Origin of the sequence: Jeongeupia chitinilytica (assembly GCF_014652315.1) — a bacterium.
Lineage (GTDB): Bacteria > Pseudomonadota > Gammaproteobacteria > Burkholderiales > Chitinibacteraceae > Jeongeupia > Jeongeupia chitinilytica.
The window spans coordinates 303,117-325,542 of record NZ_BMYO01000002.1 but is presented as its reverse complement, the minus strand read 5'-3'; the positions used below and the strand labels follow the sequence as shown (position 1 = coordinate 325,542).

25 protein-coding genes are annotated in these 22,426 nt (G+C 65.9%); 10 read left to right on the top strand and 15 right to left on the bottom strand.

The features are described 5' to 3' along the window. Positions 1-5: 5 nt before the first annotated feature. Genes IE097_RS04625 through rpoE form a run of 5 tightly spaced genes read right to left on the bottom strand, consistent with a single transcriptional unit; the run spans position 6 to position 4,095 of the window. Entirely contained in the window at positions 6-1,433 is a 1,428-nt protein-coding gene (locus IE097_RS04625) for a DegQ family serine endoprotease (protein WP_229797426.1), read from the bottom strand. A gap of 42 nt (positions 1,434-1,475) precedes the next feature. Beyond that, on the bottom strand, positions 1,476-1,937 hold the full coding sequence (locus tag IE097_RS04620; RefSeq protein ID WP_189458971.1) for a SoxR reducing system RseC family protein: 462 nt from the start codon (positions 1,935-1,937) through the stop codon (positions 1,476-1,478). 12 nt (positions 1,938-1,949) lie between these two features. Next, the gene (locus IE097_RS04615) at positions 1,950-2,936 is read right to left on the bottom strand and encodes a MucB/RseB C-terminal domain-containing protein (RefSeq protein WP_189458970.1); all 987 of its coding nucleotides are present in this window, start codon (positions 2,934-2,936) and stop codon (positions 1,950-1,952) included. 6 nt (positions 2,937-2,942) lie between these two features. Further along, the gene (locus IE097_RS04610) at positions 2,943-3,449 is read right to left on the bottom strand and encodes a sigma-E factor negative regulatory protein (RefSeq protein ID WP_189458969.1); all 507 of its coding nucleotides are present in this window, start codon (positions 3,447-3,449) and stop codon (positions 2,943-2,945) included. A 34-nt stretch (positions 3,450-3,483) separates the two neighbouring features. Further along, positions 3,484-4,095: an RNA polymerase sigma factor RpoE gene (gene rpoE, locus IE097_RS04605; RefSeq protein ID WP_229797425.1), complete on the bottom strand. Its 612-nt coding sequence runs from the start codon at positions 4,093-4,095 to the stop codon at positions 3,484-3,486. Between the two features lie 197 nt (positions 4,096-4,292). On the opposite strand from rpoE, the gene nadB reads away from it, so the two are divergent. Then, positions 4,293-5,879: an L-aspartate oxidase gene (gene nadB / locus IE097_RS04600; RefSeq protein ID WP_189458967.1), complete on the top strand. Its 1,587-nt coding sequence runs from the start codon at positions 4,293-4,295 to the stop codon at positions 5,877-5,879. After that, positions 5,879-7,042, top strand: a complete 1,164-nt coding sequence (locus IE097_RS04595) for an AAA family ATPase (protein ID WP_189458966.1) — start codon at positions 5,879-5,881, stop codon at positions 7,040-7,042. The genes nadB and IE097_RS04595 overlap by 1 nt, the downstream gene beginning before the upstream one ends. Before the next feature lie 24 nt (positions 7,043-7,066). Here IE097_RS04595 and IE097_RS04590 read toward each other — a convergent pair whose 3' ends face one another. The 3 genes from IE097_RS04590 to hutW are packed head-to-tail and all read right to left on the bottom strand — an operon-like array spanning position 7,067 to position 9,569. Further along, complete coding sequence (locus IE097_RS04590) at positions 7,067-7,699, bottom strand: SDR family oxidoreductase (RefSeq protein ID WP_189458965.1); 633 nt, start codon at positions 7,697-7,699, stop codon at positions 7,067-7,069. After that, a complete protein-coding gene (hutX, locus tag IE097_RS04585) occupies positions 7,687-8,217 on the bottom strand; it encodes a heme utilization cystosolic carrier protein HutX (protein WP_189458964.1) in 531 nt (176 codons plus the stop codon). The genes IE097_RS04590 and hutX overlap by 13 nt, the downstream gene beginning before the upstream one ends. Continuing rightward, a complete protein-coding gene (hutW, locus tag IE097_RS04580; protein WP_189458963.1) occupies positions 8,214-9,569 on the bottom strand; it encodes a heme anaerobic degradation radical SAM methyltransferase ChuW/HutW in 1,356 nt (451 codons plus the stop codon). Before hutW ends, hutX begins: the two co-directional genes overlap by 4 nt. A 155-nt stretch (positions 9,570-9,724) precedes the next feature. On the opposite strand from hutW, the gene hemP reads away from it, so the two are divergent. The 6 genes from hemP (at position 9,725) to IE097_RS04550 (ending at position 16,260) form a co-directional block, all read left to right on the top strand. Further along, a complete protein-coding gene (gene hemP / locus IE097_RS04575; RefSeq protein ID WP_189458962.1) occupies positions 9,725-9,886 on the top strand; it encodes a hemin uptake protein HemP in 162 nt (53 codons plus the stop codon). Positions 9,887-10,022: 136 nt separating this feature from the next. After that, complete coding sequence (locus tag IE097_RS04570; protein ID WP_189458961.1) at positions 10,023-12,251, top strand: TonB-dependent hemoglobin/transferrin/lactoferrin family receptor; 2,229 nt, start codon at positions 10,023-10,025, stop codon at positions 12,249-12,251. Positions 12,252-12,357: 106 nt separating this feature from the next. Beyond that, positions 12,358-13,398 carry a hemin-degrading factor gene (locus IE097_RS04565; RefSeq protein WP_189458960.1) on the top strand — a complete coding sequence of 347 codons (1,041 nt, stop codon included), beginning with the start codon at positions 12,358-12,360 and terminating at the stop codon, positions 13,396-13,398. Between the two features lie 7 nt (positions 13,399-13,405). After that, positions 13,406-14,251: a heme/hemin ABC transporter substrate-binding protein gene (locus IE097_RS04560; protein ID WP_189458959.1), complete on the top strand. Its 846-nt coding sequence runs from the start codon at positions 13,406-13,408 to the stop codon at positions 14,249-14,251. A 180-nt stretch (positions 14,252-14,431) separates the two neighbouring features. Further along, the gene (locus IE097_RS04555) at positions 14,432-15,475 is read left to right on the top strand and encodes a FecCD family ABC transporter permease (RefSeq protein ID WP_189458958.1); all 1,044 of its coding nucleotides are present in this window, start codon (positions 14,432-14,434) and stop codon (positions 15,473-15,475) included. Beyond that, on the top strand, positions 15,475-16,260 hold the full coding sequence (locus tag IE097_RS04550; protein WP_229797424.1) for a heme ABC transporter ATP-binding protein: 786 nt from the start codon (positions 15,475-15,477) through the stop codon (positions 16,258-16,260). The genes IE097_RS04555 and IE097_RS04550 overlap by 1 nt, the downstream gene beginning before the upstream one ends. A 19-nt stretch (positions 16,261-16,279) precedes the next feature. Here the strand turns inward: IE097_RS04550 and IE097_RS04545 are convergent, their stop codons facing one another. Then, complete coding sequence (locus IE097_RS04545) at positions 16,280-16,687, bottom strand: hypothetical protein (protein ID WP_189458957.1); 408 nt, start codon at positions 16,685-16,687, stop codon at positions 16,280-16,282. Positions 16,688-16,770: 83 nt separating this feature from the next. Between IE097_RS04545 and IE097_RS04540 the strand changes: the two genes are divergently transcribed. After that, the gene (locus tag IE097_RS04540) at positions 16,771-17,124 is read left to right on the top strand and encodes a bleomycin resistance protein (protein WP_189458956.1); all 354 of its coding nucleotides are present in this window, start codon (positions 16,771-16,773) and stop codon (positions 17,122-17,124) included. Here the strand turns inward: IE097_RS04540 and dmeF are convergent. Next, the gene (dmeF, locus tag IE097_RS04535; protein WP_189458955.1) at positions 17,121-18,050 is read right to left on the bottom strand and encodes a CDF family Co(II)/Ni(II) efflux transporter DmeF; all 930 of its coding nucleotides are present in this window, start codon (positions 18,048-18,050) and stop codon (positions 17,121-17,123) included. The genes IE097_RS04540 and dmeF overlap by 4 nt on opposite strands. Before the next feature lie 65 nt (positions 18,051-18,115). Between dmeF and IE097_RS04530 the strand changes: the two genes are divergently transcribed. Continuing rightward, positions 18,116-18,391, top strand: a complete 276-nt coding sequence (locus IE097_RS04530) for a metal/formaldehyde-sensitive transcriptional repressor (protein WP_189458954.1) — start codon at positions 18,116-18,118, stop codon at positions 18,389-18,391. 3 nt (positions 18,392-18,394) lie between these two features. Here the strand turns inward: IE097_RS04530 and IE097_RS04525 are convergent, their stop codons facing one another. The 5 genes from IE097_RS04525 to IE097_RS04505 are packed head-to-tail and all read right to left on the bottom strand — an operon-like array spanning position 18,395 to position 22,330. Further along, positions 18,395-18,688 carry a copper-binding protein gene (locus IE097_RS04525; RefSeq protein WP_189458953.1) on the bottom strand — a complete coding sequence of 98 codons (294 nt, stop codon included), beginning with the start codon at positions 18,686-18,688 and terminating at the stop codon, positions 18,395-18,397. A gap of 59 nt (positions 18,689-18,747) precedes the next feature. After that, positions 18,748-19,218 (bottom strand): cupredoxin domain-containing protein, encoded by a 471-nt coding sequence (locus tag IE097_RS04520; protein WP_189458952.1) that lies wholly within the window; start codon positions 19,216-19,218, stop codon positions 18,748-18,750. A 24-nt stretch (positions 19,219-19,242) separates the two neighbouring features. Then, positions 19,243-20,649 carry a multicopper oxidase domain-containing protein gene (locus IE097_RS04515; protein ID WP_189458951.1) on the bottom strand — a complete coding sequence of 469 codons (1,407 nt, stop codon included), beginning with the start codon at positions 20,647-20,649 and terminating at the stop codon, positions 19,243-19,245. Positions 20,650-20,669: 20 nt separating this feature from the next. Then, positions 20,670-22,088 (bottom strand): TolC family protein, encoded by a 1,419-nt coding sequence (locus tag IE097_RS04510; RefSeq protein WP_189458950.1) that lies wholly within the window; start codon positions 22,086-22,088, stop codon positions 20,670-20,672. Then, positions 22,085-22,330 (bottom strand): hypothetical protein, encoded by a 246-nt coding sequence (locus IE097_RS04505; protein ID WP_189458949.1) that lies wholly within the window; start codon positions 22,328-22,330, stop codon positions 22,085-22,087. Before IE097_RS04505 ends, IE097_RS04510 begins: the two co-directional genes overlap by 4 nt. Between the last annotated feature and the right edge of the window lie 96 nt (positions 22,331-22,426).

The window sequence follows — 22,426 nt, the reverse complement described above, 5'->3', positions numbered from 1 at the left end:
GCGACTCACTTGGCCGGCGCCGTCATCGAAATGAAGATGGTCGCACCGTCGCGCATCACCCGCAGCGCCACCGAATCGTTCGGCTTCACTACACTCAGCAGCTGGCGCAGTTGCTGCATGCTGCCGAGATCGGTGCCGCCGACGCCGATGATCACGTCACCGCGCATCAGTCCGGCTTTGGCTGCAGGGCCGGTCGCCGACTGGATCGCCAGACCGTACTTGATGCCAAGCGCCTTCAGCTGCTGCGGCGCCAGCTCGCGCAGGGTCAGCCCGAAACGCTGGCTGTCTTCCTGCTGTGCCGATCCGCCCTTGTACTCGCGGGCCTTGTTCGGACCTTCGACGCTGTCGAGCAGGCCGATGGTGACCGGCAACTCCTTGGCGGCGCGGTCGCGCCAGATGCCGAGCTTGACGGTGGTTCCCGGCTTGGTGTCGGTGACATGACGCGGCAGGTCGCCGGTATTGTTGATCGGCTGGCCGTTGTACTTGAGTACCACGTCGCCCGGTTTCAGTCCGGCCTTCGCCGCCGGACCGTCCTTGTCGACCGACGACACGAGCGCGCCATTGGTATTCGGCAAACCGAAGGTCTTGGCCAGGTCCTCGTTCAGATCCTGCACCGCGACGCCGATCCGGCCGCGCGTGACCTTGCCGGTCGCTTTGAGCTCGTCGGCCACCTTCATCGCCACGTCGATCGGAATCGAGAACGACAGTCCCATGTAGCCGCCCGAACGACTGTAGATCTGCGAGTTGATGCCGACGACCTCGCCCTGCATGTTGAACAGCGGTCCGCCCGAGTTGCCCGGATTGATCGCGACGTCGGTCTGGATGAACGGCACGAAGGTCTCATCCGGCAGGTTGCGTCCCTTGGCCGACACGATGCCGGCGGTCACGCTGTTTTCCAGCCCGAACGGTGCGCCGATCGCGACCACCCATTCACCGACCTTCAGCGCCTCGCTGTTTCCAAGGTCGACCTTGGGCAAACCGTTGGCTTCGACCTTGAGCAGCGCGACATCGGTGCGCGCATCGGCGCCGATGACCTTGGCCTTGAATTCGCGCTTGTCGGTGAGCTTGACCTTGATTTCGTCCGCATCGGCGACGACGTGGGCGTTGGTGAGGATGTAGCCGGCGCCATCGATGATGAAGCCCGAGCCCAGCGACTGGACCTGGCGCTCGCGCGGTGCGCCGGGCTGCTGCGGCAATGCGCCCGGCGGCACCGGGAAGCCGAAGCGGCGGAACAGGTCGAGCACGTCGTCGTCGGCATTCCACTGCTGCTGTGGCTGTTCGCGCACCTTGCCGGTGGTCGAGATGTTCACGACCGCCTTGCCTTCCTTTTCGACAAGTTGCGTGAAGTCGGGCAAACCCGATACCGGCGCGGCATTCGCGACGCCGAAGCCAAGCGTAAACACCCCGGCGGCAAGCCAGTGAGTCATCTTCATGGTCAATCACCCATTGTTATGAGAATGAAACAGACGAACGAATCAGTCGGCGCTGGCGCAACCGCGTGGCGGCGGCATCCGGCCATGACGCGAGACGATGGTCGGCCCCCGGTCGGTCGACGATCGATGCCCCCAACGCAACCAGGCGAAGGCTGCACAGAAACCGATCGCGGCACCGCAGACTTCGGCCAGCGGCGAAACCAGACCGGTGACACGGCCAAGAACGGCACCGAGCAGCATTGCCAGTAGCGGCAAACCATAAGCCCATAGCGCCGAATGCAGTAACGTACGTTCTGCGACGGCCACTTTGACATACTCGCCTTGCTCGGCGCCAAGGGGATTATTAACGCGATAGTGCTGCTGCGCCTGACCGAACATGCGGCTGATGGCGACCGAACGGCAGCCGGTCTGCGGATCGCAATTGCCGCACGGCGTATGCGGACGGATGACGACCCAGGCATGATCGGCTTCCGTGCGGACGACCCGGGCTTCCGTATCGATCATCGCGACAACCGCTTACTTGTCACCCGAGCGCGGGCTGAATGCCTGACTGAAGGCCTGCACCGTTTCGGGCGGTACCTCGCCGAGCGCAGTGATCATGTAGTTGCCGACGTGACGGCAGAACAGGCTGATGCCGTTCTGCTGCGTCAGCCCCTGCGGCATGCGGGCATCGATCGGCTCGATGAACACCGAAACCGTCACCAGACCATCACCGTACAGGTAATGCAGCACCGGCTTGTTCTTGCCCGGCAGATTGCGCTTGAGCTGGCGGAACAGCTTGAACCCTGGAGGCAGATCGTCGATCTGCCACTGCGGATCGGCAACCGGCGCCTGCGGCAATTGTTCGAGCACGACCGGGCGGACCGGATTCACCGGCTTGAGCAGACGCTTGTCGAGCGCACCGCCGATATTGATCTGCGAAAACGCGAAGATTTCGGTGACCTCGCGACGCGGGCCGTACATCACGGTCTTGAGCATCAGGCCGCTGCCGCTGTCGATCCAGTAACGGTGCGGAAAACGGAAGCGGTCACGCGGCTCGAAGTCGTAGATGTCGGCATCGAGTCCGGCCACGCGTTCGCGGCCGATCCTGCGGATCTGGTAATTGCCGAGCAGCTCCTCGGCATGATCCGGAAACTGGCGCGGAAACATCTTCGACGTATGGCGCCGGTCCAGCGTCACCGGCCGGGAGTCCGGGGTGAACACACTGATCAGGTCGCCGTGACGCAGGTACTCGAGCTGCGGCCCGTCGAGCGACTCGCGCCGCTCGACATCGGCTCCGCCACCACCTTGGTGGAAGACCCGGTAACTCTGCATGAAGTTGTGCCGCTGCTGGATGTAGATGCCCTGGAATGTCAGGGACTTGGGCGCCTCGGTGACGCGATTGACGAGCTGGCTGGCCTGCGCCTGGTCGAGCAGCTCACCCGGTGGTGCTGCAAGCGCGGAAAGCGAAGATCCTGCGAACAGCAGACTGCCGGCGAAGAGCCACCCCTTCAGTTTCATCATCTGGCGTTATCGTTGTGGAACTTGGTAGGAAATCGAGACCATATCCTGGCCGGCGAAAGGGCTGCCCGCGTCTTCGCGGTGGGCAACCAGGTAATCGTGGATGCGGTCGGCATCGACATTGACGGTATCGTTGCTGGCCATCCGTTCGACCGCGACCGGTGCACCCGGTGCCGGCAAAGTACCTCGCATGCCGGTGTAAGCCTGCCAGCTGGCGACGCCGACAAAGGCGATCGACGCAGCAGCCGAAAACGGCACCAGCGCGCGCTTGAGGAAGGAACGCTTTCGTTTGAGGGCGTGCGGTGCGATGACCACCGGCTCGGCGGCGAGCCGGGCCGAGAAACGCGTCATGAAGTCGGGCGACAGGATGGGATGATCGTGCATGGCGTCACTGATCAACTGCCAGTCGTGCAGGTCTTGCGCCAGTTCGCCGTCCGGGCCGAGTTGCCTCAGCACCGCGGCACTGCCCGCAGTATCCAGTTCGCTGTCGATCAGCGCGGACAAATGCTCTTTCATGTCGGTTTCCTTCATTCGCGTTATGCCCTGAGCCTCACCAGCGCCGGTCCTTGCCGACCGTTGCCAGAAGTGGCCGCAGTTTTGTCGCGATCGCTTCGCGCGCTCTGAAAATTCGCGAGCGAACCGTACCGATCGGACAGTTCATCACGCTGGAGATCTCCTCGTACGACAGGCCTTCCATCTCGCGCAGCGTGATGGCGGTCCGCAACTCCTCCGGGAGCGCATCGACCGCCTCGTTCACCGTAGAGACAATCTGACGATTCGATAGTTCAGACTCCGGCGTATGAAAGTCCGGTATTTGTGCCGCAGCGTCGAGGGTCTCGCCCTCTTCGTCCTCGTAGTCCATCGCCAGTTGCGGGCGACGGCCCATCGAAGCGAGGTAATTTTTCGCAGTATTGATCGCAATCCGGTAAAGCCAAGTGTAAAACGCCGATTCGCCCCGGAAGGACGGCAAAGCGCGATACGCCTTGATGAATGCTTCCTGCGCAACATCCTCGATTTCCGCCGGATCGCGGATCAGACGCGACAGGAGACGGGCGATGCGGCGCTGATACTTGATCACCAGCAGCTCGAACGCCCGCTTGTCGCCGGCTTGCGCCCGGGCGACGAGTTCCGAGTCGAGTTCCCGTTCCGTCCGTTGTTCCAATGCGTACTCCGTGTTCGGCACTGCACACTGTTTAGTGCAGCTGAATCGGCCAAATGGGGGCGATTCCAGAAATTTCAAGCCACGCGGCGGCAGCGCGGCCGGATTGTGCCCGCGGCGCCCCGGCCGTGCAAGCTGCAGCGGCGTCGGGCTCTGAGGTAACATTTGTCGTTGATTCTGACTTTACGGCGTAAGTGACGATGCGGCAATTCGACGTACTGATTATCGGCAGCGGTCTGGGTGGCATGACCATCGCGCTGCATCTGGCGGACAAGCTCAAGGTCGGCCTCGTCACCAAGCGCGAACTGCGCGACGGCGGCAGCGGCTGGGCCCAGGGCGGCATTGCCGCAGTGCTCGACGATCAGGACAGCATCGAGCTGCACATCAAGGACACGCTGGTCGCCGGCGCCGGGCTGTGCGAACCCGAATCGACCCGCTTCATCGTCGAACACTCGAAAGAGGCGATCGACTGGCTGATCGCCATGGGCGTGCCGTTCACCCGCGACGAATCGGGCGAAACCAACTATCACGGCTACCACCTGACGCGCGAAGGCGGCCACAGCCACCGGCGCATCATCCACGCCGCCGATGCCACCGGCGCCGCGGTGATCGACACGCTGGCCACCAAGGTAGCCGCACACCCGAACATCACCGTGCTCGAACACCATATCGCGCTCGACCTGATCACCGACGCCAAACTGGGCGAAACCGGCGACGTCAACCGCTGCCACGGTGCCTACATCTACGACATCGACGCCGACCGCGTCGATACCGTGCTGGCACAGCACACCGTGCTGGCCACCGGTGGTGCCGGCAAGGTCTACCTGTATACGACCAATCCGGACGTCGCGACCGGCGACGGCATCGCCATGGGGTGGCGCGCCGGCTGCAAGGTCGCGAACATGGAGTTCATCCAGTTCCACCCGACCTGCCTGTACCACCCGCACGCGAAGTCCTTCCTGATCACCGAGGCGGTGCGCGGTGAAGGCGGCATCCTGCGCCTGCCCGACGGCACACGCTTCATGCCCGAGCACGACGAGCGCGCCGAACTGGCACCGCGCGACGTCGTCGCCCGCGCGATCGACTTCGAAATGAAGAAAGGCGGCTACGACTGCGTGTATCTGGACATCAGCTACAAGCCGTCGAAGTTCGTCAGGGAACACTTCCCGAACATCTACCAGCGCTGCCTCGAACTCGGCATCGACATCACCAAGCAGCCGATCCCGGTCGTCCCGGCGGCGCATTACACCTGCGGCGGCCTCGTGGTCGACCGTGCCGGCCGCACCGACGTGGCCGGGCTCTACGGCGTCGGCGAAGTCAGCTATACCGGGCTGCATGGCGCCAACCGGCTGGCCAGCAACTCGCTGCTCGAATGCATGGTGATCGGCAAGGCGGCCGCCGAAGACATTCTGGCGGCCCGGCCGCACGCCCTGCCCGAAATCGCCGAATGGGACGAGAGCCGCGTGACCGATCCGGACGAGGAAGTCGTGATCGCGCACAACTGGGACGAACTGCGCCGTTTCATGTGGGACTACGTCGGCATCGTCCGCACCAACAAGCGGCTCGAGCGCGCCCAGCACCGGATCGAACTGCTGCAGCACGAGATCGACGACTACTACAGCAACTTCCGCGTTTCCAACGACCTGATCGAGCTGCGCAACCTCGTCACCACGGCCGAGCTGATCGTCCGTTCCGCCTTGGCGCGCAAGGAAAGCCGCGGCCTGCACTACAGCCGCGACTACCCGGGCATCCTCGCCGAATCCAAACCGACGGTACTCGAACCCTGATGCTGACGACGCTGGCGATCGCCAACTACCGCTCGCTGCGGCAACTGGTGTTGCCGCTGACGCGGCTGAACGTGGTCACCGGCGCCAACGGCAGCGGCAAATCCAACCTGTATCGCGCGCTGCGGCTGCTGGCCGAAACCGCACAGGGCCGGGTCATTCCGTCGCTGGCACGCGAAGGCGGCCTGCCGTCGACACTGTGGGCCGGGCCGGAAACGATTTCGCGCGCGATGCGCAATGGCGAATTGCCGGTGCAGGGGACGGTGCGCAAGGAAGCCGTGCATCTGCGACTCGGCTTTGCCGGCGACGATTTTGGCTACGCGATCGACATCGGCATGCCCGAACCGGTGCCGAACTCGCTGTTCGGCCTCGATCCGGAAATCAAGCGCGAATGCCTGTGGGCCGGGCCGGTACTGCGGCCCGCGGCACTGCTGGCCGACCGGCAGGGGCCGCTCGTCAGGGTGCGCGATGCACGCGACTGGCGGGTACTGACCCGCAACATCGCCGGATTCGACAGCATGATGCTGCAATGCGCCGATCCGCTGCTTGCCCCCGAGGTATTGCGGCTGCGCGAGCTGATGCGCTCGTGGCGCTTTTACGATCATTTCCGCACCGACAACGACGCGCCGGCGCGACAAACGCAGATCGGCACACGGACCCCGGTACTGAACCACGACGGCAACGACCTGGCCGCCGCGCTGCAGACCATCATCGAGATCGGCGACAGCGATGCGCTCGATGCCGCGATCGACGATGCCTTCCCCGGCTCGCGCATCGAAATCGGCACCGAGCGTGGCCGTTTCGGCGTCAGCATGCGCCAGCACGGACTGCTGCGGCCGTTGTCGACCGCCGAGCTCTCCGACGGTACGCTGCGCTACCTGCTGCTGGTCGCCGCGCTGCTGACACCGCGACCGCCTGCACTGCTGGTGCTGAACGAACCCGAAACCAGCCTGCATCCGGACCTGCTCCCGGCGCTGGCGCGGCTGATCCAGCGTGCCGCGACCGAGACGCAGGTCATCGTCGTATCGCACGCGGCGCGGCTGATCGCGGCGCTCGAACGCCACGGCGAATGCAACGCGCTGATGCTGGAAAAGGACTTCGGCGAAACGCAGGTGGCCGGTCTGGCCGACCTCGACCGCCCGCCATGGCAGTGGGCGACGCGCTGATCCAGCGTGCCACCGGCCCCTGCATTACATCGGACAAGCCGGATCGACGACGCTGAACGCACGACCGATGGTGGCCGGATCGGCCAGGCACGCGAGCACGACCGCGGCAACGTCGGCCCGGCGGACGAAACCGTGTGCTTCTTCGTTCTCGATCAGCCGCGCACCGCCCAGCGCCTCACCGTCACGCAAACCGCCGGGGCGGATGATCGTCTGGTCGAGCCCGCTGGTGCGCAGCCAGGCTTCGGCCAGCGTCTTCTCGCGCACCGCACCACCGAAGCCCTTGCGCGACCGTTCGGACAGGTGCGGCCAGGTTTCGCTGCAGCCGAGCGAGGTCACCAGCACCAGCCGCTCGAGGCCCGCAGCTTCGGTGGCGTCGATCACGTTGCGGTTGCCGAGGTAATCAACCGGCACGCCGGGGCCGAAGCTGCCCAGCGTCGTCACCACGTCGGTCTGCGCATCCAGACCGTCGAACGCCGCCGCCACCGCCGCAGCGTCGAGCGCGTCACCGCGAACGACGTCGACGCCGATGGCGTCGAGTGCAGCCGCATCGCCGCCGTCACGCAGCAGCGCCCGCACCTTGCGCCCTTGCGCCCGCGCCTGTCTGGCCACCTCAAGGCCGACGCCACGACTGGCGCCGAATACGATCAATCCCCGCACGAACCGTCTCCCTTGCAACCACCGCAGCACGTTTTTGCCACAGCCAGAGCGCGGAAGCGTACCAGTTGTTCGGCGTCGAGGCTTTTGTCCTTGTTGCGGCGGACGAAGACCTTGTACATCGCCTCGCCGTCCGGATTGAAGAAGATCACGCAGGCCGTCGCCAGCCCCATGAACGGTCGCTCGACCAGCGCAATCGTCGAACAGCGGTCGGCACGGATGTGTCCGCTCAGTGCGCCGCCACCGCGCAGGTTGAAGAAACCGTGCGCAGAGCGGCCGACCGGTACCCGGCCGTGAAACTCGAGAATGGCGTCGGCACCGTGCGTCAGCAGCGTGACGTCGCCCCAGTCGCTGATCTCGGCCATCACGTCGGCAAAGCTCGATCCCGGCAGCAGGCGGCGCATCGGTTCGGGCAGCGCGGTCACGACATCGAGCAGGCTGACGCCATGCTCGGCGGCAAGATTTTCGAGGATGCCGTCGGCGTCGACGGCAAGACGTTCGGCAAGTGCTGGTGCATTCATGGTTCAGCTCCGGTTCGGGCCGCACGGGCGGCGTTCGGGTTGTCGGCAAGTCGGGGAATGATGTCGTTCAGCGCCGCATGCAGGTTGTTGGCCCAGAAACGGCCGCGAGGTGTCAGCCGCAGTACCGGGCCTGCATCGCCCAGCAGGCCGGCCGCATGCCAGTTGGCAATCAGCGGGACCAGCGCGTCGGCAATCGCATTGCGCCGGTCGAGCGGCAAGGCGTGCAGATCGAGCCGGCCCCGCTCGATGCCGCCGGTGACGACATCGCGGGTCCGCTGCCACGCATCGCTGCGGGCCATGCTCGAAACCGGCTTGAACCCGGCATCGATCCGCGCCTCGTAGGCGGCCAGCTCGCCACCGACGACATAACTGACGCCATGCGCGCTGCCGCCGGCCCCGGAGCCGAATGCGATGCAGTCGGCGCCTTCCTTGATCGACTGGTTGTAAAGATTGCGTTCGCGCGTGGTCCGGGCCCAATGGCTGTTCGACAGCTGCATCCAGCCCGCATCGGCCAGGCGCCCGACCCCGGCGAGGTACATGCGCTGGCGTGCCTGCGGCGTCGACAGGCTGCGGCGTTGCAGTTCGACCGCTTTCGACAGCGGGGTCGTCGGCAGCAGGTTCAGCGCGTACAGGTCGACGCCGTCGAGCGGCAATGCGCAGACGGTCTCCAGATCGCGCGCCCACACGTCATCGTCCTGATCGGGCAGCCCGAAGATCAGGTCGCAGACGACCGCGGCCCGGTCACGCCGTGCCAGCCCATCCAGAAAGGCGATCGCCTGTTTGCGGCTCGCATTGCGGCCCAGCCGCTGGCGGACCCGGGTATCGAAGCTTTGAATGCCGATCGAGAATCGGTTGGCGCCGGCATCGAGACAGGCATCGATCCGGGCGTCGTCGAAATGGCGGATCCGCCCTTCGACGGTGATCTCCGCATCCGGTGCCAGCGGCAAACGAGTGCGCAGCGCGGTGATCAGCCGGGCCAGATCGCCGGCCGCCAGTGCCGACGGCGTACCGCCGCCGAGGTAGACGGCATGGATCGGTGCCCCCTGCACCAGCGCGGTGTCGGCTTCGCGTTCGATCTCGGCGATCAGCCGGTCGGTATACGGGCGCGATGCCGCCTCGTCCCAGCGGTTCTGGTAGAAGCCGCAGAACAGGCAGTGATTGGCGCAGAACGGGACATGCACGTAAGCCAGACCCTTACCGGGGCGCCGGGGCGTGGCCTGCAGCTGCGCCCAGACGGCCGCGTGGTCGGCACCGTCGATCGGGGTCCGGTGGCGCCAAGGCATCACGAGGGCGCGCTTGGCGAAAGCCAGTTCGCCGTCGTCGGCAAACCAGGCACTGAGTTCTGCGGACATGCAGTCTCCTGTTCGGGGGAAAGACATGCCCGACAATTTATTTGATAACGATTCTCGTTACATGCATTGCACAAAGAAGTTTGATCTGGCGCAAATGCGATACAACGCGTAAGAAATGTTGTGAATGAGAATAATTCGCGTTAGTATTCTCACCCATGAACAAGCCAGCGCCGCCGACCACCCCAGCCAATCCGACCCTGCCGGTCTTCAGCAGCAACCAGCTGTTGCAGGGGCAGCGTGCGGTCGTGATCGAACACAACGGCGAGCGCTACACCCTGCGCGAAACCCGCCAGGGGAAGCTGATTCTGACGAAGTAAGAACAAGGCCCGTTCGGCACAACGAACGACGCCAACAACCCACGCATGCCAGCCAGTGGGCGGAACGGTCTCCCCGCCAGCAAGCCAGCCGCGTTCGGTGCATCCGCACCGCTTTCGACTGCTCATAGGACTTGCAATGAACCGCTCCACGCACCCGCTCGTGCTCAGCCTGCTCGCCTGCGCCCTGCAGACGGCATTCGCCGCCACGCCGATCCCGCAACAGGCCACCGCCGGCAAGCCGGCCAAGCAGGACGCCAGCGCCACCAGCCTGTCGCCGATCGTCGTCACCGCGACCCGTACCGAGAAAACCCTCGACGAACTGCCACCGTCGGTCACGTCGACCGATCGCAAGACGCTGGATGAAAAGTTCATCCGCGACTTCAAGGATCTGGGCGACCACGAGCAGCCGGGTATCGACATGTCGCGCAGCGGCCGCTACGGCGGCACCAACATCAACATCCGCGGCCTCGAAGGCAACCGCGTGCTGATGATGGTCGACGGCGTCCGCCTGCCCGAAGTGTTCTCGTTCCCGAACCGCGACACCTTCGTCGGTCAGGACATGGTCGACTTCTCCTCGCTGACCGCAATCGACATCGTCCGCGGCCCGGGCTCGACGCTGTACGGCTCATCGGCGCTTGGCGGCGTGGTCGGCATGCGCACGCTCGATCCGACCGACCTGATCAAGGCCGGCAAGACCTTCGGCGGCCAGGTGAAGGGCGACTACGACAGCGCCGACAGCAGCTACGGCCTGTCCGGCGCCATCGCCGGCGAAGTCAACCAGGACACCTACTGGTTGCTGCAGCTCGGCGGCCGCAAGGGTCACGAGCTCGACAACATGGGCAGCAACGACAGCAAGAACAAGAACACCCGCACCACGCCGGATCCGCAGGACTACACGACCAGGAACGCGCTCGCCAAGGTGCAGCACTACTTCGAAGGCGGCCACAAGCTGGGCCTGACCGGCGAGTACCGCAAGACCGAAAGCGACACCGACCTCTACAGCGAGCTGGGCGTGGTGATGCCGCCGGCGCCGACCGCGATCACCTCGAGCAGGGCGCACGACGAGCAGGAGCGCAAGCGCGTCTCGCTCGAGTACGACTACACCGCCCCCCAAGCCGGCGGGCTGATCGATTCGGCCTCGGCCCGGATGTACTACCAGAAGTTCGACAGCGACCAGCGCCGCGACCAGACCCGCAACACCCGCGATCCGGTGTACTGGCGTGACGGCAGCTACACCGAAACGGCCAAGGGCATTTCGGGTCAGGCGGTGAAGAACATCGGCGGCAGCGTCACCCAGCAATGGGTGATCGGCGGCGAATGGTGGCAGACCGAGACCAAGGAGTTCGCCGCCGGTTATCCGGCGTCGACGTCGATCAACCTGCGCACGATTCCGGACACCACCGTGACCCAGTGGGCCCTGTTCGCGCAGGACGAGCTCGGTTTCGACGGCGGCCGCTACACCCTGACCCCGGGCATCCGTTACGACAACTACCGCAACAACCCGGATGCCGGTTCGCTGCAGGGCCAGATCAACCAGGGCATCGGCATGACGCCGAAGAGCCAGGAAGACGACAAGATCTCGCCGTCGCTCGCCGGCTCGTGGAAGTTCGCCGAGCAGGCCACGCTGTTCGCCAAGTACGCGCAGGGCTTCCGCGCACCGACGACGCTGGAAATCAACGGCCAGTTCACCAATTCGGCACAGGGCTACACGCTGGTGCCGAACCCGGATCTGAAACCGGAAACCAGTTCGGGCTACGAGTTCGGCGTGCGTCTCGGCAACGACAACGCCGGCGGCACGATCACCGGCTTCGACACCCGCTACAAGGACTTCATCGACACGCTGCACCCGATCAACAGCAGCTATCCGGGCTGGATTCCGGGCTACCCGATGGTTTACCAGAGCGTGAACATCGGCAAGGCACGGATCTACGGCGTCGAGGCGACTGCCCACTACAGCTTCACCAGCGCATGGCGCACCTGGGGCTCGCTGGCCTGGTCCGTCGGCCGCAACGAAACCGACGACACCTGGCTCGATTCGGTCGCCCCGCTCAAGCTGATCACCGGCCTGTCGTACAAGCAGGAAGTCTGGGGCGCCGACGCGCTGCTGACCGCGGCCGCGGCCAAGACCAAGCTGTCGAGCAGCAATCTGTACTCGGCACCGGGCTACGGCGTGGTCGATCTGACCGCGTGGTGGACGCCGATCAAGGACGTCCGCATCTCGGGCGGCGTGTTCAACGTCTTCGACAAGAAGTACTGGGACGGCGCCGATGCCTCGACCCGTGCACTGACGTCGAACAGCGTGGTTGTCGACCGTTACACCCAGCCGGGCCGCAGCTTCCGCGTCAACGCCAACTGGAGCTTCTGAGCCTGAACCGCTCCCCGTCGCCGACCCGCTCGCGGGTCGGCCTTTGCTTTTGCAGCGTGCCCCGCATGCCGGCGGCATTCGAACCGCACCACCCCGGAGACCCGAAATGAGCACTTTCCAAGAACTCGCCTACACCCTGCAGACCCGTTACGCAGCGCTGCTGGCCACCGAGCCGAAACTGCGCGCGCGTGACCGTGCCGCCCGCCTCGCCGTATCCGAAGCCCAACTCGTTGCCGCCGACTGTGGCGTGGCCTCGACCGAGCTCGCCGGCCCGGCTCAGGCCATCTTCAAGGAGCTGGGCACGCTCGGCCACGTGATGGCGCTGTCGCGCAACGAGTGGTGCGTGCACGAGCGCAAGGGTACCTACGAGGACATCCAGGCCGAAGGCGCAATCGGCCTCGTGCTCGGGGCCGACATCGACCTGCGGATGTTCTTCAGCGCGTGGACCCATTGCTACGCCGTGACCGATGGTGACCGTCGCAGCATCCAGTTCTTCGACGCCGAAGGCGTGGCCATCCACAAGGTCTTCCTGCTGGAAAACAGCAACAACGAGGCCTACGACGCGCTGGTCGGCCGTTTCGCCGTCGCCGACAAGACCTGGCCGGAAACCAGGCCGTACGCGCCGGACACGACGCCGGACGCGCCGGAAGACGCGGCCGCGCTGCGCGACACCTGGCTCGGACTGAAGGACACGCATGCCTTCTTCCCGATGCTGAAGAAGCACAAGGTCAGCCGCCTCGGCGCGCTGCGTTCGGTCGGCAACGATCTGGCCCAGCAGGTCGACAACGACGCGGTCGAATCGATGCTGCAGCGTGCGGCCGACACCGGTCTGGCGATCATGTGCTTTGTCGGCAACCGCGGCATGGTGCAGATCCACAGCGGCCCGGTGAAAAAGCTGGTGCGCACCGGCCCCTGGTACAACGTGCTCGACCCGCTCTTCAACCTGCACCTGAACACCGAAGCCGTGAGCACGAGCTGGGTCGTGAACAAGCCGACCAGCGACGGCTGGGTCACCTCGCTGGAGCTGTACAACGAAGCGGGCGAACTGATCGTGCAGTTCTTCGGCGTGCGCAAGCCGGGCGTGCCGGAACTGGCCGCATGGCGCGAGCTGCTGATCGACCTGTGCAACGAGCCGCTGGCGGCGTGAGGTCGAGATGAAACAGCGCCTTGCCCTCCTCCTTGCCGCGGTTGCGGCGTTCTTCACGCTGTCGGTCTCGGCTGCGCCGGCGGCACCGCAGCGCGTCGTTGCCCTCGGCGGCCCGCTCACCGAGATCGTCTACGCGCTGGGCGCCGGCAATCGGCTGATCGGTGTCGACCAGTCGAGCACGTATCCGGAGGCGGCCAGGGCGCTGCCCAAGGTCGGCTATTACCGTGCCTTTTCGCTCGAGGGCGTGGTCGCACTCAAGCCCGATCTGGTGCTGGCATCGGACCAGGCCGGCCCGCCGCAAGCCCTCGAACAGCTGCGCCGGCTCGGCCTGCGCGTGATCGTGCTGCCGAGCGCGCCGACGCTGGATGCGCTCGAACAGCGCATGCACGGCGTTGCTGCCGCGCTCGGCCTGCGCAACGACGGCCGCGCCATGGTGATCGAGCTGCGCAAGCAGGTCGACGCACTCGCCGCCAGGCAGGTCGGCCCGACCCGGGCACTGCTGCTGATCAACCGCAGCGGCAACCCGGAAGGCGCCGGTTTCGACACCAGTGCTGATGCGATGCTCAGGCTCGCCGGCTACCGCAATGTGCTGGCGAAGCAGAAGGGCTACAAGCCCTTGTCGCTGGAGGGCATTGCCGCGCTCAAGCCCGACCTGATCGTCACGTCGACCGCATCGCTCGCGGCTTCGGGCGGGCTCGATGCACTGCTGGCCCGTCCGGGCATCGCGACGACCCCGGCCGCACAACAGCGCCGCGTCATCGTGATGGACGACCTGCTGCTGCTCGGCTACGGTCCGCGCCTGCCGCAGGCGCTGCGCGAGCTGAAAGCCGCGCCGGCAGTCGCCAGCCGCTGAGAACCTATCCCGTCAGGCGGCTGTGCCTTCGCATTTCGCCCCCGTCCGATGCTCGGGATCCTCATGGACCCCATGTCCATTCCGGTCCCAGTGCTTCGGGCGTGAACGAACTGCTTTGGCTCGCTCGCCTGCTGGAACAGGTTCCGCCCCCCAAGCAATCCCGTCAGCCCCCGGTGTAACATGAGCTCCGTGACTTCCCCCCTTTCCTCTCCGCTGCCGGCAGCATCGAAAACCTCGCGCTGGCGCACGCCGGCCGGCGTGCTCGGCCTGCTTTCGGCGCTGCTGATCGCACTGATGCTGCTGTCCGCCAGCAGCGGCGCACTGCACATTCCGCTGACCGAACTGCCCGGCCTGCTCTTTTCGGCGTCGGGCCCGGACGAAACGCTGTGGCGCAGCGTGCTGATCGACGTGCGGCTGCCGCGCGTACTGTTCGCCGCGCTGGCCGGTGCCGCGCTGGCGCTGTCGGGCGCCGCCATGCAGGCACTGTTCCGCAATCCGCTGGCCGAACCCGGCCTGATCGGCATCTCGGCCGGCGGTGCACTGGGTGCGGTCGGCGCCATCGTGCTCGGCGGCGGATCGTTTCTCGTGCTGGCGCCGTCGGCCTTTGTCGGCAGCCTGGTCGCCACCGTTGCCGCCTACCACCTCGGCCGGCGCTATCCGGGCATGGCCGGACTACTGCTCGCCGGCGTTGCGATCAACGCGATCTGCGGCGCGCTGGTCGGGCTGTTCACCTATCTGGCCGACGACAACCAGCTGCGCAGCCTGACGTTCTGGAACATGGGCAGCCTCGCCGGTGCCAGCTGGCCGCTGCTGGCCGGGCTGGCACCGTGGACCCTCGTTGTCGGTGCGCTGATCGCCCGCGACTGGCGTGCAATGAACGCCCTGCTGCTCGGCGAACGCGAAGCGCTGCACCTCGGCTTTCCGCTCAAGGCCGTGCGCCGCCGGCTGATCCTGCTGACCGCGCTGCTGGTCGGCCCGCTGGTCGCGGCCACCGGCGCGATCGGCTTTGTCGGTCTCGTCGTCCCGCATCTGGTGCGGCTGGCGCTCGGCGCCGACCACCGCTGGTTGTTGCCGACTTCGGTCGTCGCCGGCGCAATCGCGCTGACCCTGGCCGACTGGCTCGCCCGCATCGCGGTGATCCCGGCCGAGCTGCCGATCGGCATCGTCACCAGCCTCGTCGGCGGCCCCTTCTTCCTGTGGCTGCTCGCGCAGCGGAGACACTGATGCTGCTCGCCGAAAACCTGTTCATCGAACGTCAGGGCAAGCTGGTACTCGACGACGTGTCGCTGTCGCTGTCGGCCGGCGAAGTCGTCGGCGTGCTCGGTGCGAACGGCGCCGGCAAGTCCACGCTGCTGGCGATGCTCGCCGGCGAACTGGCGCCGCAGCGCGGCCGCGTCTCGGTCGACGGAACGCCGCTCGACCGGCTCGACAACGCCCACCTTGCCCGACAGCGTGCGGTGCTGCCGCAGTCGCCCTCGCTGTCGTTCAACCTCGGCGTGTGCGAAGTCGTCGCCATGGGCGCCTATCCGTTTCCCGAACTGTCGACGTTTGACGTCGAGCAATTGATGATCCGTGCGCTGGCGCTGGCCGACGTCTCGCATCTGGCCGGGCGCCGCTATCCGCAGCTGTCGGGGGGCGAGGCACAACGGGTGCAGTTTGCCCGTGTGCTGGTACAGGTGCTGGCAGCACGGCAAAGCCGCGGCGGGCGTTTCCTGCTGCTCGACGAACCGACAGCCAGCCTCGACCCGAAGCATCAGCAGGCATTGCTCGCCTGCGCCAGACAGCTGGCGCGCGACGAACGGATCGGCGTGCTGGTGATCCTGCACGACGTGAACCTCGCCGCCGCGTGGTGCGACCGGCTCGCCCTGCTGGCGCAGGGAAAACTGGTGGGCTGCGGCGATCCGGCCAGCGTGCTGACGCCGGCGACGCTGGCTGCCGTCTACGGTGTCGAGGCCGAAGTCATTCCGCATCCGCGCGATTCGAACCGGCCGCTGGTGCTGTTCAACTAGCGCCCGTCGCGCACTGCCACTAGTCGCCCGGGGCGAACAGGCTGTCCGCATCAAGGATTTCGAACGCGATAGTGGGCTTGTCGCTCAGGCAGCGGCGAACCGCGGCCGGAATCGTCTGCTGCGTCTTGCGGCACAGGCCCGGGTGCGGATCGAAGGCGATGTCGAAACCGAGCACCGTGCGCACTTCGTTCGGCCCCGGCGCAATCCGCAGCACGACGCCGAGCTGCGCCTGCATCCGGGCGCAGACCTTTTGCAGATCGGCATAGTCGCTCGCCCGCTCGATGCGCTCGACCAGCCGGCGTTCCTCGTCGCGCGTCAGCATCAGGATGCGGCAGTCGGCGAACGGATCGTTCTCGAGCGCATCCCGGCCACAGACGCAGGCACCGGGCGGGCAAGGATTTCGGATCGCGGACGGAACGGTCGCCATGACGTCGTCGGACGGTTTTCTGGTAGTCGGACCGCCAGTGTTACATAACTCGTGCGCAAGCACGGCCCTCGTCGGAGAAGAGAATGAACGGATGCATCACCGCCACCGTCCCGGTCCTCGCCTCGCTGGACATCGCCGAGTCGGCGGCGTACTACCGGACACTGGGTTTCAGCATCAGCCTGCAGCTGCCCGACTACCTGATCGTCGTTCGCGACGGCTGCGAGCTGCATTTCTGGCCCTGCGACGAGAAGCACATCGCCGAGAACACCTCGTGCTACATCCGCAGCAATGACGTCGACGCGCTGCACGCCGAGTTCGTCGCCCGCGGCGTGCGCCACCGCGGCCCGGTCGCCCAGCCCTGGGGCATGAAGGAACTGTACATCCTCGACCCGCACGGCAATCTGCTCAAGTTCGGCGAGATGCTCGCTCAGGACTAACGCCGGTTCACCTCGACGGTCACGTGCACCAGTTCCTCGTGCACACCCAGCTGCCGGCGGAAATCGTCCGGCGAGGCTTCGCCGTCGGTCACGAGGCCGACGATGCAGGCAAACTTGCCCCGGCCGACCCGCCAGACATGCAGGTCGCAGATCGTTGCCGGCACCGGGCTTGCCGCGATCACCTCGCGGATTTCGTCGACGACGGGGTGATCCATTTCGGCATCGAGCAGGATGCGGCCACACTGGCGAAGCAGGCCGCGCGCCCAGACGGCAACGACGACCGCACCGGCGATGCCCATCGCCGGATCCAGCCAGCCTGCCTGCCAGTACTTCCCGCCGAGCAGCGCGATGATCGCCAGCACCGACGTCGCTGCGTCGGCGATCACATGGATGTAGGCCGAGCGCAGGTTGAGGTCGTGATGGCCATGGTGGTGATCGTGGCTGTCGTGCCCATGATGGTGATGGCCGTGATCGTGGCCGCCCCGCAGCAACCACGCGCAGGCCAGATTCACCAGCAGGCCGAGCGCGGCAATGGCGATGGCCTGGTCGTAGTGGATCGGCGTCGGATTGAACAGCCGTTCGACCGACTCGTACAGCATCACCCCGGCGACCAGCACCAGAAGGATCGCGCTGGTGTAACCGCCGAGGATCTCGATCTTCCATGTCCCGAAGGCAAAGCGCCTGTCATCCGACCAGCGCCGCGCCAGTACATAGGCCAGCACCGACAACCCCAGCGCCAGCGCATGCGAACTCATGTGCCAGCCATCGGCCAGCAGCGCCATCGAGTTGTAGTACCAGCCACCGGCAATTTCGGCGACCATCATCACCGCCGTCAGCAGCACGGCGCGTCGGGTGTTCTTTTCCGCCAGCGGGTCGCCGTCGTCAAACGCGTGCGAGTGCTGCCGGGCAGTCGTCGGAGAAGTCATGTGTGCATCCGGAAGTTTTCCGGATCATACTACCCCCCAGTATAAAATCACACAGAGGAATGCCGATGAGCCACACGATCCGGGACCGGAAACAGCTGCTGACACGCGTCCGCCGCATCCGCGGTCAGGCCGAAGCGATCGAGCGCGCGCTGGAACAAGGCAGCGAGTGCACGGCGATCCTGCAACAGATCGCCGCGATTCGCGGCGCCGTCAACGGGCTGATGACCCAGGTCCTCGAAGGGCATATGCGCGAGCACCTCGGCGACGTCGATGCCACACCGGCGCAGCGCGAACAGGATCTTGAGCAGGTGCTCGGTGTGCTGCGCTCCTACCTCAAGTAAGCGTCAGGGTGCGGCACGCAGATCGGTAACGATGATCTTGCCGCCCTCGCTGGCCGCCCTGAATCTGACCTTGTCGCCGGGCTGGACCTGATCCAGCTGCGTCTTGTCGGCGACGGCGAACACCATCGTCATCCCCGGCATGTCGAGGCTCTTGATGTCGCCGTGCTTCAGCGTGATCTTGCCGTTGGCCTTGTCGATCTTCCGGACCTCGCCGTCGGTGTAGTCGTCGCCCTGGGCGTGGGCGGCACCGAGCCAGAGCGTGGTCACGAGTGCGGCGAGTGCGAAACGTTTTTGCATGATGGATTCCTCATCGTATTCGGGCAGCCGCCCGGGAAGTAAAGCGGGAGCAATCGGCGTCAGCGTTTTTTCGCAACGTCGACATACCCCTTCATTCCGGCGTCGTAGTGCCCCGGCTGCAGGCAGGCGAAGTCCACCTTGCCGGCCCTGGTGAACTGCCAGATCACCTCGCCGCTCTTGCCCGGCGCGACCGACGCGGTCTGCGGGTCCTCGTGCTCCATGTCCGGGAATTTCTTCATCTGCTCGTAGTGGGCCTTCAACTCGGCCTCGGTGCCGATGACGAACTCGTGCTTGACCTTGCCGACGTTTTTGGCAACGAAGCGGATCGTCTCGCCCTGTTTGACGTCGATGCTCGCCGGCGAATAGCGCATCGCATCGTTCATCTCGACCGTGATCGTCCGGCTGACCTTGCCGGCCTTGCCCGGCTGGCCGATCGCGCTGTCGTGGCCCCCGGCGTGGGTACCGCTGGCGAAAGCCGTGGCTCCAAGGCCGAAGCCGGCGATCAGTACGACGAGGTGTGAAGTTTTCATGTCTGCTCCAGTGGATGAACCGATTCAGTGGCCGGACCTGGCCGTGGGTTTGCGGACCTGCACTTCGACATCGCCGCCCCTGGCGCGCGGCATTGCCGGGTTGCCGGCTGCCTTGCTGCGGGTTGCGTCGAGCGCCGGGCCCTTGTATTCGTGCGCCACCGTGCCGGGCGGATGCCTGAACCAGCCGGGGTTGCTGTAGTCGCCAGGCTTCTGGTCGCGACGGACCTTGAGCATGCTGAACATCCCGCCCATCTCGACGCTGCCGAACGGCCCCTGCCCGGTCATCATCGGCACGGTGTTGTCGGGGATCGGCATTTCCATCTCGGTCATGTCGGCCATGCCGCGCTCGCCCATCACCATGTAGTCCGGGATCAGCGTGTTGATCTTTTTCGCCATGCCGCGATGGTCGACGCCGATCATCGTCGGCACGTCGTGGCCCATCGCATTCATCGTGTGGTGGCTCTTGTGGCAGTGGAATGCCCAGTCGCCCTCCTCGTCGGCAAGGAACTCGATCTGGCGCATTTGGCCGACTGCGACGTCGGTCGTCACCTCGTACCAGCGCGTGCTTTTCGGCGTCGGCCCGCCGTCGGTGCCGGTAACGAGGAACTCGTGACCATGCAGGTGGATCGGGTGGTTGGTCATCGTCAGGTTGCCGACGCGGATCCGCACCTTGTCGTTCAGCCGCACGTTGAGCGAATCGATGCCCGGGAAGATCCGGCTGTTCCAGCTCCAGAGGTTGAAATCGAGCATGGTCATGATCTTCGGCGTGTAGGCGCCGGGATCGATGTCGTAGGCGTTGAGCAGGAAGCAGAAGTCGCGGTTCACGTCGTCGATCAGCGGGTTTTTGGTCTTCGGGTGCGTGACCCAGAAGCCCATCATCCCCATCGCCATCTGCACCATTTCGTCGGCATGCGGGTGGTACATGAAGGTGCCGGGGCGGCGCGCGACGAACTCGTAGACGAAGGTCTTGCCGGCCGGAATCGCCGGCTGGTTCAGCCCGGCGACGCCGTCCATGCCGTTGGGCAGGCGCTGGCCGTGCCAGTGGATGCTGGTGTGCTCGGGCAGCCGGTTGGTGACGAAGATGCGCACGCGGTCACCCTCGACGACCTCGATCGTCGGCCCCGGACTCTGGCCGTTGTAGCCCCACAGGTGCGCCTTGAAGCCGGGTGCCATTTCGCGCACCACCGGCTCGGCGACGAGGTGGAACTCCTTCACGCCCTTGTTCATCCGCCACGGCAAAGTCCAGCCGTTCAGCGTCACCACCGGGTTGTACGGCCGGCCGGTGCCCGGGAACAGCGGCGGCATGGTGTCCGGCGCGGACTGGATCACCGGTTCGGGCAGGGCCGCCATCGCCACCTTGCTGACCGTACCCGCCGCCACGGCACCGCCAGCAATACTCACGGTGCGCAAAAAATCTCTTCTTGAAGTCATGTCCCTGTTCCTTGATCGGATCAATGCCCAGCTTCGCCGCCACCGCCGCCGGCACTGGCTGCCACGGCAACGCTTGCCGTACCCGGCCGGCCCAGTACCGCCGCCTGCAGCGCCGCGTCAGCCAGCCAGAATTGCTGCTCGGCGCCGATCGCACCGATCACCGCGCCGACCTGATCGCGGCTGTCGGCGAGCAGCTCGAACACGCCGATCAGCATGCCGTTGTAGCGGAGCGTGTTTTCCTCGGAGATCGTCTTGCGCAGCGGCACGACCTCGTCGCGGTAATGGCGGGCGATGTCGAAACTGGTCCGGTACGCCGAATAGCTTTCGCGCAGGTTCGACCCGGCCGCACGCAGCGTTGCCTCGTAGCGGTTGGCCGCCGCCAGCGTCTGCGCGTTCATCGCGTCGCGCTGCAGGTCGCCCCAGTCGAACAGCGGCAGCCGCACGTCGACCTCGAACCCGCGCTTGTGGTTCTTGGCGCCGTCGGCGGTGTCGAACACCGTGTCGTAGCGCAGGCCGAGTTCGATGTCGGCAAAGCTGGTGATCCAGTTCAGTCCCTGCGCCTTGACCGCGGCGTCGAGCGACATGCGCGCCTGGCGCACGTCCATCCGGGTGCTGCTGGCTGCCTTGCCGGTGTCGTCGGCCGAACGCGGCGACTTCGGCAGCGCCGGCAGGCGATCGGGCAGCTTCAGCTGCTGCGCCTGCGCGTCGTCGAGCCCGAGCTGACGGACCAGCGCCTCGCGCGCTGCGGTGGCGGCATGTTGTGCACCGGCCAGCTGGGTGGCCGCATCAGCGTAAAACGCCTGCTGCCGCGCCCGGTCGAGTTTGGTGAAGTTGCCGACCGACTGCAGCCGCCGTGCCAGCTCGGCACTGGCCTCGGCCGCTTCGAACACCTGCCGCGTGTAGACCAGCGTCTGCTGCGCGGCAACGGCATTCACCCATGCCTGTCGCACCTGCGTGACCTGATTGACGACATCGCCGGTCAACCGCAACCGGGCGGCGGCGATCTGCCGCTGGGCCGTGTTGTAGCGCTGCGGCAGGGTGATCAGGTCGAGCAGGCCGAACGCCAGCAGCCGGCCGAACTCCAGTTCGTTGGCGATCGTCATCCGCTCGAACGAGAACACCGGGTTCGGCAACCGCCCGCCCTGCGCGGCCGCCGCTGCATCGGCCCAGTTCTGCGCCAGCAGCGCCTGCAAGGCCAGGCTGTTGAGCAGTGCAACCTGCACGGCGCCGGTCTGGCCCAGCGGCTGGTCCAGCAGTTTCGCCGCTTCGTCACGCATCGCATCGCGTTGCACATCGGTCGACGCCAGCGCCAGCTTGCCTTGGGTGAAATCGGCCGCGTCGCGGTTGGCCTGCGCCACCGACTCGTCGAAATCGACGCTCGCGCAACCGCTCAACACCAGTGCCGCAGCAATCACCGCCAGCCGACGCCCGGACGTCATGGCCGCTCCCCGTGGCCGGCGTGCGAATCGGTCGCATCGGCCTGCCTTGCCTCTTTGGCATAGACGCGCCAGCCGCCGACATGGTCGACAACCCGGTTGGCCTCGCGCCAGTCGCCGATTGCCTCGTCCTTGTAGGCCTGATACGTTGCGAACGCCGACTCGAACGGCAGCGCGATCGACGCGGCCTCGTCGGCATGCACCCACGGCGAGATCGCCATCGCCAGCAGCACCAGCTTTACCATGTCCTCATCCCGGTCCGACACTTGAATGCGCCGAGTATGGCCAGTGGCGCCGGGCGGCCGGATTACCCGTGGATGACGAAATTGTCATCTTCGGTA